Source organism: Nostoc sp. KVJ3, from assembly GCF_026127265.1.
Lineage (GTDB): Bacteria > Cyanobacteriota > Cyanobacteriia > Cyanobacteriales > Nostocaceae > Nostoc.
In genome coordinates, this window is record NZ_WWFG01000001.1 from 3,955,661 (window position 1) to 3,968,651 (window position 12,991).

The following is a 12,991-nucleotide window of genomic DNA, read 5'->3' on the forward strand; positions in this document are numbered from 1 at the left end:
CAAATTAATTATCCTCGATCGCTGAGGAACGACGGCGGCGGCGGCGGCTAGCAGTGGCGGCGCTGTTGGCATCAGTTTCATCTGCGATCGCGTTGACGGCACTGTTGGCATCAGTTTCATCTGCGATCGCGTTGACGGAAGCTTTAACAGACAAGCTTTCCGAAGGATTGGCAGTCAACTCAGGTTGTTCAGTTGTCTCTTCTATGAAAGATTTTTGTTCTGGCTCAATAACTTTTGGTATTGGTAATTTGGTTGCAATTACTTCAGGTATTACTTTTTGGGCAACAGGTGATTCTGAGATGGATTCAGTTGGAGTCGTTCGCACTTGACCAGGTTGAATCACATTAATAATCACAGACTTGGTATTTTTAACCTCTTGCTCTAACTTCACCAAGGGGGATATTCCCATCAAGGCAAACATATCCTGTTCTTGGAGGCTCATTTCTACAGTTCTAATCTCCGGTGGTTCTACCACTGGTTTAACTGGTTCTGCCTTGATAACTTTAGCACGCTCTACAGTGCGCTCTCCTCTTTCATTCCAACCTGGTTTACTAAGGGTGGGTGAGGGAATTTCTGGTGCAACTCCTAATTCTGATTCTATATCAAGGTCTAAATCTGGCTCGTTGACAAAAGACAGTGGATTGGTAATAACGCGAGATTCATCTTTCCCGTTTAACCCATTGATGCCAATTCGACTACGGCGAGTGCGGGTACGACGCTTATTATCATTAAGTTCTTGATAACTAGGATGATTGATCAGATTTAAATTACTCGATTCCGAGTCGCCCTCAAATGCTTCCCCAAATCCATCATAGGTTTCTCGTGGTTCTGGGATGCGGGCAGCTGGCTGACGTGGTTCTCGGTGAGGTAGGGATACAAAGCGCTCACGCTCTGGTGTTTCTGCTGGTATTGGTAATCGGTTTTCAAGTTCTCCAGGCAAACGCACAGTATGTCCTAAACCGCCACAGGTGGGACAAGTTTCACCAAATAACTCGTAAATATTTTGACCCTGACGTTTGCGGGTCAGTTCTACTAAACCGAGTTCGGTTAGTTGGGCAATCTGGGGACGAGCTTTGTCTGCTTTGAGTCCTTTATTAAAGTGTTCGAGAACTTGCAGTTGGTCGCGCCGTGATTCCATATCAATAAAATCAACGACGATTACCCCGGCAATATTCCGCAGACGCAACTGGCGAGCAATTTCGGTTGCAGCTTCGCAGTTTGTCCACAAAACTGTTTCTCTGGCTGTTGCCGATCGCGTGAAGGAACCTGAGTTAACATCGATTACGGTTAATGCTTCCGTTGGTTCGATGATGATATAACCTCCCGATGGTAGGTCTACTCTTGGTTTCAGGGCTTCTCGAATGGCGGCACTGATACGGAAATACTCTAAAATTGGGGAGCGATCGCGGTGATGGTCAATTAACAATCCTTGCGGTGTTTGTCCTCCACTCCAATTCTGCAAGTACTGCTTCACGCGCTTCAAGCCAGTACTAGAATCTACGACAATCCGATTTACATCCGCGCCGTACATATCCCGCAATACGCGCTGAATGAAGTCATCGTCTCGGTTGAGTAGTGCTGGCGCACGGGTAGAATGGGCTTCCTGCTGGATTGCCTCCCATTGCTTTTGCAGCAACTCCAAATCTTCCATAATTGCTTCTTCTGGTTTGCCCTCGGCTTCTGTCCGCACGAGCAAACCCATTCCCGCCGGTTTGACTAAAATCGCTAGTGCCCGCAAACGGTTGCGCTCGCTTTCACTTTTAATTCGTCGGGATAAATTTACGCCCCTACCATAGGGCATCAGTACTACGTAGCGTCCGGGTAAGGTGATGTTACCCGTGAGCCTGGGCCCTTTTGTCCCCGTTGGCTCTTTCATTACTTGCACCAAAACTTTTTGTTGGGGTGCTAATAGTTCTGTAATAGCTGCGGCGGTACGCTTTAGCTTCAATGGCCCCAAGTCGGTGACGTGAATAAAACCGTTGCGCTCTGGGTCGCCAATATTCACAAAAGCTGCATCTATCCCAGGTAATACGTTTTCTACTACTCCTAAGTAGATATCACCTATTTGGTGATGACCTGTGGCAACAACGAGTTCCTGTATTTGATCTTCAGAAAAGACAGCAGCAATTTGGTGCTGCTCCGCAATAATAATTTGTTTTGGCATTCAATTTCCTCAAAAATTGTCAGCACCAATAGGTCTGGAGGTTTGTTATCCCTTTGTTGCCCTTGCAACCCTCGAAAGGCGCTACTGATGATAAAAATCGCAAACCTGATGTTCTAAGTTAAATAGCTATTGGCGCTCTTAAGAGCGTTTTCACGGCGGATTATTCCAGAACGGCTGCATGTTTAAGCAATTAAATCAACCGTCCGTGGTTGATTTGCAATGCAATCCTCTCAATTAAAGAGAGTTCTGAGTTGAAAGTTCTGAATCCTGAGTGAGTTTTTAACTCAGGAAGCTTTTTTTCAGAGTAACCTACTGAAGTCGTTAAGAAAAAGAAACTATTTCTATTTTCCATTCCCTGGATTTATTCTTAGGGTTATACTCAGCAACGCCAGCTGCTACCCTACTTTCAAGCCGCGCTTTGCGCGTCTGGTGAACGTCTGCAAATCGGCTTAATCTACAGCAGTTGTTTACCCTGCGGTAACACCAAGGGCGAACAACTCTAGAAGAGTAACGCGCTAGTTCTTGGGCAATACTGTGGACTAGACATTCAGCAGTTGTTGAAAAAGTATGGATTTAGAGAAGCTAACCGAGCTTGCTGTTAGTTACTGATTCACAAGGTAGCTATAGAGAGTGTGTGTGTTCTTTAATCTGCCTCAGTTTGTCTGGGATAAAATCCTAGAATTTGCACTCTAATATCTTTGCTTTCGCCCCCTGAACACCAGGGTAGTGAACCAGCTAATTCAATGCAGCGCCAGAAAAATTCTCTTCACCCCATTCTAACGCAACCTTGCTAAAAATCAATTCCGACGATGTGCCATATTAGGACAACTACTAGCAAGCTGCCTTACAGGGATTATACCGCTAAAATTAGCCGATTGCGGTGGATGTGCAGGAGTTGAAATTCTCCACTAGCAACTGTCCCTAGCATAAACATGATTTGTTCAGGACGCAATAGAAAACCATCTTGGCGATAGCTACCTACATAACGGATAACAGATATAGATTCTGCAATGCAATTGTAGTTTTCTACTAATTCCAGTTCAAATAAGCGATCGCGCAGATTTATTAACTGGCTCTTGCCTGACTTTGTTGTATGCTCGTACCAAAGTTCATCTTTGGCTTTGATGGTATCAATCCAGTTTTGCCATTGTATAGGTTTTGTTTCTTCTAATGCTGCTACGGTAATTAAATATTCTGCGGTTTCTAGCAGTTGAGTCGCTGCCGGAGTTTTTAAATCTATCTGCTCCACATTATATATGGGTATGTCTGTGGGCATTTCCCGAACCAATTTTTCTCGAAAAGTATCGATGTCCACTGGTAAAGTTAACTCAAAATCCGCAATTTCACCACTACTAGTAGCCCCTAAAGCCAAAGCCGTTGCTACGGAAATTCGCGGCATTGGATGAAACCCACCAGTAAAAGCAATTGGCAAACCTGCTCGTCGCACAACTCGGTCAAACAGACGGATTAAATCTAGGTGGCTTACCAAAGCCATGTCACCCTGTTTTCCAAACCAAACTCGCAGTCTTTGGGCTTTAGTTGTGTTGGGGACAAACTCGCCAGCAAATTGCGGGATAGTAGGTGATTCAATTACGACGTTATGGCCAAAGTCAGTTCCACATACACCACAGTGAGAACAACCCTCAAAAGAGCAGTCAGGGACAATTGCAGCTTCTAGGGCGCGTTGCAAGTCTTCTTTGAGCCAGTTTTTGTCAATCCCGGTATCAATATGATCCCAAGGTAGGGGAGTATCTAGGGAGTGGGGAGCGGGGAGAGACGCGATTAATCGCGTCTGTACAGGAGTGAGGAATTGGGTATTTTCCCCATCTGCCGATCTGTTCCGATCTTGTGCGGAAGACAAATTCCATTCGCCATTTTCTATTTGGCGGTATTTCCAATCTAGATCGGCTTGAGCGATCGCATCTCCCCAAGCGCTAAAAGCCCGATCTAAATTTTCATACCAGGAATCCATTCCTGCTCCTAATTCCCAGGCGCGACGGACTACTTTGCTCAAATTGCGATCGCCTCGTCCCACAAAATCTTCCATTGCCGAAATGCGGACATCGGTGAAATTTACTTTCATTCCCTTCATCCGCCGGAATTCTTGCCGCAACAGGTTTTGTTTGCGCTTAAATTCAGTAGTAGAAACTGAGTGCCATTGAAATGGTGTATGGGGCTTGGGGGTAAAGTTAGAAATTGTCAGGTTAAAGTTCAGAGGTTTTCTGCCTTTGCCCCGACATTCTCGCTGTAGCCAGCTGACTGTTTCCGCAATGCCCAAAACATCAACATCCGTCTCACCCGGCAAGCCAATCATAAAATACAACTTGATTTTATCCCAGCCTTGCTCCCAAGCGGTTTTTACTCCCCGCAACAATTCTTCATTTGTCAAACCTTTATTTACGATGTCTCGCATCCGCTGAGTTCCAGCTTCTGGAGCAAAAGTTAGTCCACCTTGCCGCGTACCCCCAAGGATATTGGCAATATTCTCATCAAATCTGTCTACCCGTTGGCTTGGTAGAGTCAGAGAAATATTTTCATTTTTTAAGCGATTTTTGATTTCCATCCCCACTGCTGGTAGGGACAAATAATCAGAACAACTCAAAGATAGTAGAGAAAACTCATTGTAACCAGTTGCCCGCATCCCCTGTTCAATTGCTTCTACAACTTTATCGGGTTCTACATCCCGTGCTGGCCGAGTCAGCATTCCTGGTTGACAGAAACGACAGCCACGAGTACAACCACGCCGAATCTCAATAGTCAAGCGGTCATGTACCGTTTCTACGTAGGGAACTAAGCCAATGGAATATGCTGGTATGGGAGTTGCAACTCGTCGCAGAATTCGTTTTGGCACGTCAGGGCGACAAGGGTGAACTGAGCCATCCTCTGCCATATTGTAAAACTGGGGAACATATACGCCTGGTATCTGTGCCAAATCCAGTAATATATGTTCCCGACTCAATCCTGCTTGTTTGCCGAATTCCAATACCAAACCAATTTCTGGTAGTAGTTCTTCTCCATCTCCAAGGGCGATAAAGTCGAAAAAGTCAGCGTAAGGCTCAGGATTCGATGTTGCTGTTTGCCCACCAGCAAAAATAAACGGAAACTGGGATTGGAGATTCGTCAATTCTCCCCCTGCTTCCTCTACTTTTTGCCTTTCTTGCCACGTCAAGGGAATTCCAGCCAGATCCAACATTTCTAAGATATTAGTTGCACCCAGTTCGTAACTGAGGCTAAAGCCTAAAATGTCGAACTCTGTGAGCGATCGCTTTGACTCTACCGCAAACAATGGCGTATTAGTTTCGCGTAGTTTGGCTCCCAGGTCTTTTCCTGGGAGGTAGGCGCGATCGCACAATTGACGCGGTTGGGCATTCAAGATGTTGTATAGGATAATGTGCCCTAAATTGGATGCACCGACTTCATATACTTCTGGGTAGGTTAAGACCCAGCGTATTGCTGCCTTATCCCAAGCTTTGTGTACCGCTAAACGCTCATTACCAAGGTAACGCCCTGGTTTCAAAATATCCGATGTTATTAATTTCTCAACTGCAACAGCCACTGCGCTATCTTCTAGCTACCTTAATTACAGCTACCCAAAGCCAACCTTAGCATTTAATTAGGTCTTCTAACATAATTTATCGTTCTAACTTATAACTCCTTTACATAAAGTCCGTTTTTTAACTGAACCTTTGTGCTTTTACATAAGGTTTATGTTGTAGCCAACTCAACTTCACCATCCAATATTTCAAACACTCTATCGAGTTGCGTTAGTTCAAAAATAATTCTAATTGACGGAGCCACAGCGCAAAGTCGGAAACCTCTTCCTAAACTAAGAGCCAGTTTGTGTATAGATAATAATGCCATCAACCCCGCGCTGTCTAAAGATTCTACTGCGGCGAGGTCTACTACCAAGATGGAAATACCATTTTGTGCCAACGCTGTGGTCATATCTCGTTCAAATTCCAAGGCATTTGTAGCATTCAAACACCCTTGGGGGCGAATAACTACAATCTTGGGATAATTAAGCACTGCTTGCATAGTTACATCCTATTGAGAATTATTGAAGCGTCAAGCTAAGGATTATTTGAACATAAACTCTATTCTGTTGCATCGACCATACGTCTTAGCTCTCTTTGCTGAATCTTTATTTCTTTAGTATCTCTGTTTAAAGATTGTTATAATTCCAGGTTAAAATGTGTTTATATATACTTTTTTTTTATCTCAGTTCAAAAACAATCAACATAGACGGCCATAGAGCAAATCAATCATCAGTAACTATGCTGAGAAAACTTGCTTAGTCTATAACTCAAGCTAATTTAGCCAATTCTTAACGGTAAGTTAAATTTCCCACTTTAGCGTTGCTGATGGCATACGCCAGAGTCATAGCGAATTATCTATTTAACTAATCAAATGTGATATATATCACAAGTAAGTTAGTATTTGGGTCGCTCTTTATACTTAGAGTTATCTGAGATAGTTAGTATCATATTACAGTTGGATGTATTACTTATGAGAACTAAGTACGCTATTCGTAAATTGGTAGAAAAAGCTCTTGACATTAAAAAGCTAACTCCTGAGATAGAAAATGAAATCAACTCAGAACTGACAGAATTGGGTTACATTTCTGATGTTGACTACGAAGCTCTGGAATTATTAATGTCGGAGATGGATGCTGGTAGAATTAAGTTGGTTCCTAGCTTTGGATATTCCTAACTGCTTATGCACAGAGGTATGTCAAGTGAATTTGATGAATACTGAAGTAATCAAAATTCCGAGTTTAGTAAAACAAATTTTAGTAAAGGCAGGTGGGATAATAACAATTCAAAATTTAAAATTCAAAATTCAAAATTCAAGACATTTTCAGACGCGGATTTAAACCCCGACTGAAACTGGCGCTACGTATTTTGGTTGGGGTCTTAACGCCATATAGTTCGCTAAACGCCTAGAAAAAGTCCTCTCTATCTGTTTGCTAAAATTGTCTACAAGCAGAGTGAACTCGTTGCTAAGGGAGTTGATATGGCTGTTGGCGCTCCAGATAAACTGACTTCCAGTCATATCCTTTGCCCCATATCTATTGAGATGCTTGCCATATTTGATGAATAAATTGATTGAGTTGCTGCTTGGCGGATGAATCAGGTTCGGTTTTTGGTTCTTTTGCTAAAATTTGGCTCAAGAAGGTAATTACTTCTGTGTCTAAGGCTGGTCGAAATAAATTGGCAGGCCAAAGCAAGTCAGACGCATCACGCAAATCGGTAATTAGCGGCGATTCTGGAATCAAAGTAACCATTAATAAAGGACGCACCCAGCACAACTGGCGGGAAACTACAAATTGAATGACTTCTGCATACAGATTTTTGTCGCCATGCTCTAAAGACACAATTTGTCCTGGTTGAAGAAAATCTAGGCTAATGTCCATTATTATGCAGTTTGGGCAGGGGCAAGAATTATTTGACAACTTCCTTAATCTTAAAGATGAAAATGCGCTAAGTTTAAGGAAGCTTCTGATAAGATTAGGGTAGCACTCTCATGGTAAGGATGTGTAAGACATCTGCCTCACAAGTAGCTATACAAACTAAGTAGAGCAGTTTTTCTAGCATAGTATCTGAACAGAAATACTATAGAATAGGTAAATAACTGTTAAGCGATCGCTACACAGACACTTTGTAGTAGCGAATCAACAAGAAAAGAGCAAAGAGCCGTGTCAGTTGAAACTATTGAAAAGCCTTCCACAACCCGTAAGCTAGCGCCTCGGTATCGCGTTTTGCTCCATAACGATGACTACAACTCTATGGAGCATGTTGTACAGTCGCTAATAGCCACTGTACCTAGCCTTACCCAACCCCAAGCTGTGAGCATCATGATGGAAGCCCATACTAACGGGCTAGCTTTAGTCATTACTTGCGCCCTGGAACACGCTGAGTTCTATTGCGAAACATTGATAAGTCACGGTTTAAGTAGCACGATTGAACCTGATGAATAATGATTGGTCAATAATCAAGAGTCATAATCTGGAGTATTGACTACTGATTATTGACCTATTTAATATGAAAAAAAACCTTGTCCGTCTAGCTGAACGCCCTGCCCCCATTAGGCTGGGTTGTTTTATTTTGAATTTAGCGCTGCTATGGTTGCCATTGGCTGCACCAATATACTTACTAGTGCATGATTCAAATTTAGAAAGTATATTGACATTGGTATTGTTATATGCAGTATTTATTTTTATTTTGAGATTATGGGGTAAATATGTCTACCAGCAGCCCCAAATCCTGCGGCATTATGGCTTAGAATTCACGCGACAAAACGGTGTGGATTTACTGCGTGGCTTGGCTATAGGGATAATCAATATTCTGATACTTTTTGGGGTAGAAAGTTTGTTGGGTTGGTTGGTGTGGCAACAACCAAAAGTTTTTTTACTAAAAATAATTTTAGAGGGTTTACTTGTTGGCTTAGGTGTTGGATTTGCTGAGGAATTGTTATTCCGAGGCTGGTTGCTGGATGAATTACAACGAGATTACAGCCCGCGTGTGGCACTATGGACAGATGCAATTGCGTTTGCTACATTGCACTTTATTAAACCCTTGGAGGCAATTATTCATACACTGCCGCAATTTCCAGCTTTGGTACTGCTGGGGTTAACGCAAGTATGGGGAAAGCGTTGGCGGAGGGGACGTTTGGGTTTACCAATTGGTTTGCATGGTGGTTTAATTTGGGGTTACTACATTATTAATGTAGGTAAATTAGTGAAATATTCTGGCCAAGTTCCTGATTGGGTAACTGGTGTGAATAATAATCCCTTGCAAGGAGTGATGGGAGTGTTGTTAATGAGTGTACTAGCTTTGTGGATACGAGGGCGAATAGTAAAAAATTAAAGATGAGTAATGAACTTGTACAAAAATAAAATATCGGCTAAAAAGAAACTACATTAATATTCCATTTAGGCAAAGTGTCATTAGTCAGAGTGTAGCCAAAAGGCTTTTAGAGATTCAATATGAAATAAATATTTAGGGCTAAAAATAATGGATTGTAGTCGTCTGGAATATATCAAAAATGTCAATGATGATGATGATGATGTTTGGGCGTATGAAATTTATCCTATTGCAGCTTACTTTCCGTTAAATTTTAAAAAGAATAAGGATGGAGGTGTAGATAATCACGCCTTTAACTTACCAAAAGGATCTCTTATCATCCTTTCTCAAAAACGACCTAAGTACGAGCGATTCTTGACACACGTAGTTGAACTGGTTAATGAGGGAAGTGAAGATAAACCTCAATGGGGAAGAGATACATGGGGTATTTTCCGATGGGTTAAGGTTCATTGGATTGCCGATTTTACAGATGTCAGCCGTATTCCTCTTGATCAGAAGGAAATGAGAGCCAACTGGGGTTGGTATGACACTAAAGCTAAATTGTTGTCTAGTCCAAGCTTGATGTCTCAGTGGGATAATAGTATCGATAAATTAAGAGCGCACTTAGGGGAAGTCTTTAATTAGTTGTTAATCATTTTCACCAAATGGTATTCACACTAGATAATTTAATTTTGCTATATCGACTAATCACTGGTACTCCTAGATATAAGGCTGTAGCAGCAATAATGCGATCGGGTAAATCTGGTACTTGTGAGCGATTCACCAAGGGCAAAGCTTGAGCTATCTGCCGATTGAAGGGAACTTCAAACAGTACAGCATCAGTTACATCAACAGATATAAGCAGCCGTTCAAGTGTCAGTGGAGAAATACGCCCTTTCTCGCTCAAATATACAATTTCGGCTAGGGTAATGGAAGAGAAAGCAACTTGATCTCCAGAAGATGCTATTTGAGCTATGGTATTCTGGGCAGTTGTAGATAATCGAGAATCGCCAAAAATGTACCAGATGACTGCATGGGTGTCAGCTACAGCACGCAGCATCAAATATCCTCCCGTGGAAAGCTAGCCCACTCTTCACTACGGGCTGCATCAATTTCCTCTGCTGAAGGTGCTTTTCCCAAATCCGCACACAATCCCCATGATGATTTGCGGGGAACGATAGACGATTGATTTGTTAACTCGTGTTCTATATCAGGAGCAATTTGCTGGATCAAACGTACTTTGTCCACGGTTGAAAGCTGCTTTGCTAGTCTAATAACTTCTTTTAGGCTCACAAATTTTCACCTGCTTCATCTGCGAAAATTTTAACAATAGCTAAGAATAGAATATTGCGAAACGGTAAAGTAGTGGCCTTCGGATGGAAATAAAAACGATCGCCATAATTCACCTTGCGCGATCGCACTTACGCCACATTTTTTGAGATAATTCCTTCACCACACCACTGGATGAGTAGCCATCTGTCAGAATCTTTATCCAATGCTGGCTTGAGACGGAAATTAAAAACATCTTGCCATACCTCTACTCCATACTGGGATACAAAATCTGCCTCCAGTTCTTTGAACTGTTCCCATTGCCGATTTGCGATCGCGGTTAACATAGGAATAATTGTGGTGATTGAGACTTGTGCGGCGACGGGTGTCATTCTGGGTAGTCCTCAAAAATACAAATAATCGGCATAGGCGGTTTTTTAGTGCAATCTTTACGCAAGAGTCTCAACCACAGTACCCACCAAACACGCTTTATTCAAATTAACACCGCTCAAATTTGCACCTTCTAACTCTGCACAGAGTAAATTCGCTCCCGTCAAATTCGCCCCCGCTAAATTTGCCCCCCGCAAGTCGGCTTCTTCCAGGTTTGCTTCACTTAATAAAGCCCCTTGCAAATCGGCGCGACTCAAGTCTGCACCTTTGAGATTTGCCCCAGTCAGGTTTGCACCGCGCAAGTCAGCACCGCGCAAGTCAACGCCTTGCAAGTTCACATTCATCAAATTCGCACCACTCAAGAAAGCACCTACTAATGACACATCACTGAGTCTTGCTCCCATCAAGTTAGCGCCACGCAAATTGCTACCCCGCAAGTCAGCACCGGTTAAATCTGCTTGCATCAGGTTTGCTCCCATGAGGTTCGCCCGCAAGTCAGTTTCTTGGAGGTTCGCCCCCATCAAATTCGCTCCCTCCAAATGTCCACCTTCCAGCTTTGAACCAGCAAAATTAGCGCCCACAAGGGTAGCGCCAGCAAGATTAATTCGGCTTAAATCTAGTCGGGAGAGTTCCTCGTCTTCTAAATTTGCTCCTGGAAGTTGTTTGAGTTTTCCTAATCTAATGGCTTCAATATTCATGTAAAATAACTACCAATCTGCTCGCTTATCTTGCTGTGGCTATCCCATTGGGAATCAAGTATCCAGATGCCGGCGCTGACTTTCGCTGTCATGATGGGTAATTCGAGTCCCTGTTGTAAACCCATAACTAATAAAGCTAGGGTATCTACAAGTTTAGGGTCAAAGCGGGTAGATTGTTGCTGTTTGCACTCATCTAAAGCTTGAGTAAATATCTGTTCCCGGCTTTGATTTGACGATTTTTGCTCATTGAGTCGCCACTGAAAGTCTGCCAATAATGCCAAAATTCTCGACTCTAGGGGAATTTCATCTCCAGCTAAACCTGCTGGTTCCCCTGTGCCATTCCACCACTCGCTTTGATGAGTAATAATTTGGGCAACTGCTCGTAGTCTTGGCATAGTTCGCAATACTTGCGCCCCTGGTACTAAAGGACAAGTTAAGGGAGAACTGGGGGCATCTTCTTGGTAGCGTGTGGCTATACCGCCAGTGAGAACGCTTTCTGCTTTTTGTAATGGATCTATGCGATGTAACAAAGCCGCCAAGCGCAATCTTTTAATTTGCCATGCGGGAAGATCCAAAAGCTGGGCGATCGCTTCAGCAAGTACCACCACTTCCGCAGCTGCCATTGGATTGTTGACATCTGCCATATCCATCAGTTGCGCCATTCGCAAAAAGGCTTGGATTTCGTTAGAAACCAAGTTGCGATCTAGGGTTTGTTTCTGAAGCGCTGTCGGGATGGATAAATTATCTTGCCCAGTCTGGAGGTAATCTACTACACGGGAGACAACTGCACCTAAATTTTCCGATCTGGTCATTGATGGTACAATTTTTTCTTTATCGGCTGTGAGTTTTTTTGCCAGTTCTGGGTTGTATTTTTTGATGTGAGCGATCGCTATTTCTGCTGTCTCTTGCACTAACTCCGGCTCAAATGTCCACAAGCCGTAGAATTTCCGCTCTAAGTCTGATGTCGGTACTCCACTACTGCCATAATCAGCTTCTGATAATTCTTGACAAATTACCATTGCTGTGTAATTAGGCGATAAAATAATTAAGTGCCACTCCTGCGCCACTGGGTCAACTGGAGGTAATGCCACTAAGTCTACATTGGGTAGCTGGCTGGTGGGATGTTCAGCAAAGCCGGATTCAGAGGCAGCCATGATCGCAATTTGGCGGCTGTGCTGGGCGATGTCTGCATATCGTTCAGCTTCTTGGAGATACCATTTCCCCTGTTGGAAGGCTGTGATGACTAAGGGTGTACCCTCGTCGGTTAAGATATGGTCTTCTAGAGCGTGGCACAGGGCAACTAGGGTATTTTTGTAGTAAACACCGAATCGAATTGGCCTGGTTGTGTGGCGATGGGCTGTTTCTAGCTTTTGTAAGATTGAACCTTCTAACATGGGATTTGGTAAAAATAACCGCAGAGGCACTGAGGACACAGAGGGAGAGAGCTACGGTGTACACACAAGTCTGAAAATAGCTGACTAACCAAGGTTTTACCCCACCCTAACCCTCCCCTTATAAAGGGGAGGGAATTAGATTTTCTGTTTCCCCCCAATAAACGGGGTGATTAAGGGGGGTAAATCCAACTTGTGTGTACACAGCAGAGGAGGAGAGGGGGAGAAATTCAGAAT

General features: G+C 43.2%; 13 protein-coding genes. 4 read left to right on the plus strand and 9 right to left on the minus strand.

Annotated elements, in window-relative coordinates; genetic code table 11:
• Nucleotides 1–4: 4 nt before the first annotated feature.
• The 3 genes from GTQ43_RS15935 to GTQ43_RS15945 form a co-directional block, all read right to left on the minus strand.
• Entirely contained in the window at nucleotides 5–2,164 is a 2,160-nt protein-coding gene (locus GTQ43_RS15935; RefSeq protein ID WP_265273561.1) for an Rne/Rng family ribonuclease, read from the minus strand.
• Between the two features lie 853 nt (nucleotides 2,165–3,017).
• The gene (locus GTQ43_RS15940; protein ID WP_265273562.1) at nucleotides 3,018–5,720 is read right to left on the minus strand and encodes a TIGR03960 family B12-binding radical SAM protein; all 2,703 of its coding nucleotides are present in this window, start codon (nucleotides 5,718–5,720) and stop codon (nucleotides 3,018–3,020) included.
• A gap of 149 nt (nucleotides 5,721–5,869) precedes the next feature.
• Nucleotides 5,870–6,199, minus strand: a complete 330-nt coding sequence (locus GTQ43_RS15945) for an STAS domain-containing protein (RefSeq protein WP_265273563.1) — start codon at nucleotides 6,197–6,199, stop codon at nucleotides 5,870–5,872.
• A gap of 471 nt (nucleotides 6,200–6,670) precedes the next feature.
• Between GTQ43_RS15945 and GTQ43_RS15950 the strand changes: the two genes are divergently transcribed.
• Complete coding sequence (locus GTQ43_RS15950; RefSeq protein WP_094331166.1) at nucleotides 6,671–6,874, plus strand: hypothetical protein; 204 nt, start codon at nucleotides 6,671–6,673, stop codon at nucleotides 6,872–6,874.
• A 358-nt stretch (nucleotides 6,875–7,232) separates the two neighbouring features.
• Here the strand turns inward: GTQ43_RS15950 and GTQ43_RS15955 are convergent, their stop codons facing one another.
• Complete coding sequence (locus tag GTQ43_RS15955) at nucleotides 7,233–7,577, minus strand: hypothetical protein (RefSeq protein WP_265273564.1); 345 nt, start codon at nucleotides 7,575–7,577, stop codon at nucleotides 7,233–7,235.
• A gap of 282 nt (nucleotides 7,578–7,859) precedes the next feature.
• Here GTQ43_RS15955 and clpS point away from each other — a divergent pair, with 282 nt between their 5' ends.
• From clpS to GTQ43_RS15970, 3 genes are all read left to right on the plus strand, one after another.
• Nucleotides 7,860–8,141 carry an ATP-dependent Clp protease adapter ClpS gene (clpS, locus tag GTQ43_RS15960; RefSeq protein WP_104907504.1) on the plus strand — a complete coding sequence of 94 codons (282 nt, stop codon included), beginning with the start codon at nucleotides 7,860–7,862 and terminating at the stop codon, nucleotides 8,139–8,141.
• Between the two features lie 64 nt (nucleotides 8,142–8,205).
• Nucleotides 8,206–9,030 carry a CPBP family intramembrane glutamic endopeptidase gene (locus GTQ43_RS15965; protein WP_265273565.1) on the plus strand — a complete coding sequence of 275 codons (825 nt, stop codon included), beginning with the start codon at nucleotides 8,206–8,208 and terminating at the stop codon, nucleotides 9,028–9,030.
• Nucleotides 9,031–9,177: 147 nt separating this feature from the next.
• A complete protein-coding gene (locus tag GTQ43_RS15970; protein ID WP_265273566.1) occupies nucleotides 9,178–9,651 on the plus strand; it encodes a hypothetical protein in 474 nt (157 codons plus the stop codon).
• 13 nt (nucleotides 9,652–9,664) lie between these two features.
• Here the strand turns inward: GTQ43_RS15970 and GTQ43_RS15975 are convergent, their stop codons facing one another.
• The 5 genes from GTQ43_RS15975 to GTQ43_RS15995 all read right to left on the minus strand — a co-directional run bounded on the left by GTQ43_RS15975 (nucleotide 9,665) and on the right by GTQ43_RS15995 (nucleotide 12,757).
• Nucleotides 9,665–10,066, minus strand: coding sequence for a type II toxin-antitoxin system VapC family toxin (locus GTQ43_RS15975; RefSeq protein WP_265273567.1), 402 nt, complete (start codon nucleotides 10,064–10,066; stop codon nucleotides 9,665–9,667).
• Complete coding sequence (locus tag GTQ43_RS15980) at nucleotides 10,066–10,299, minus strand: hypothetical protein (protein ID WP_265273568.1); 234 nt, start codon at nucleotides 10,297–10,299, stop codon at nucleotides 10,066–10,068. The genes GTQ43_RS15975 and GTQ43_RS15980 overlap by 1 nt, the downstream gene beginning before the upstream one ends.
• Before the next feature lie 128 nt (nucleotides 10,300–10,427).
• The gene (locus tag GTQ43_RS15985; protein WP_265273569.1) at nucleotides 10,428–10,667 is read right to left on the minus strand and encodes a hypothetical protein; all 240 of its coding nucleotides are present in this window, start codon (nucleotides 10,665–10,667) and stop codon (nucleotides 10,428–10,430) included.
• Between the two features lie 57 nt (nucleotides 10,668–10,724).
• A complete protein-coding gene (locus tag GTQ43_RS15990; protein WP_265273570.1) occupies nucleotides 10,725–11,363 on the minus strand; it encodes a pentapeptide repeat-containing protein in 639 nt (212 codons plus the stop codon).
• Entirely contained in the window at nucleotides 11,360–12,757 is a 1,398-nt protein-coding gene (locus GTQ43_RS15995) for a DICT sensory domain-containing protein (protein WP_265273787.1), read from the minus strand. The genes GTQ43_RS15990 and GTQ43_RS15995 overlap by 4 nt, the downstream gene beginning before the upstream one ends.
• Nucleotides 12,758–12,991: the final 234 nt, after the last annotated feature.

Bases quoted from the DNA above. Each gene is read 5' to 3' on its own strand.
- GTQ43_RS15935 (WP_265273561.1), bottom strand. From the start codon at position 2,164: ATGCCAAAACAAATTATTATTGCGGAGCAGCACCAAATTGCTGCTGTC.
- GTQ43_RS15945 (WP_265273563.1), bottom strand. From the start codon at position 6,199: ATGCAAGCAGTGCTTAATTATCCCAAGATTGTAGTTATTCGCCCCCAA.
- GTQ43_RS15950 (WP_094331166.1), top strand. From the start codon at position 6,671: ATGAGAACTAAGTACGCTATTCGTAAATTGGTAGAAAAAGCTCTTGAC.
- GTQ43_RS15955 (WP_265273564.1), bottom strand. From the start codon at position 7,577: ATGGACATTAGCCTAGATTTTCTTCAACCAGGACAAATTGTGTCTTTA.
- GTQ43_RS15965 (WP_265273565.1), top strand. From the start codon at position 8,206: ATGAAAAAAAACCTTGTCCGTCTAGCTGAACGCCCTGCCCCCATTAGG.
- GTQ43_RS15970 (WP_265273566.1), top strand. From the start codon at position 9,178: ATGGATTGTAGTCGTCTGGAATATATCAAAAATGTCAATGATGATGAT.
- GTQ43_RS15975 (WP_265273567.1), bottom strand. From the start codon at position 10,066: ATGCTGCGTGCTGTAGCTGACACCCATGCAGTCATCTGGTACATTTTT.
- GTQ43_RS15985 (WP_265273569.1), bottom strand. From the start codon at position 10,667: ATGACACCCGTCGCCGCACAAGTCTCAATCACCACAATTATTCCTATG.
- GTQ43_RS15990 (WP_265273570.1), bottom strand. From the start codon at position 11,363: ATGAATATTGAAGCCATTAGATTAGGAAAACTCAAACAACTTCCAGGA.
- GTQ43_RS15995 (WP_265273787.1), bottom strand. From the start codon at position 12,757: ATGTTAGAAGGTTCAATCTTACAAAAGCTAGAAACAGCCCATCGCCAC.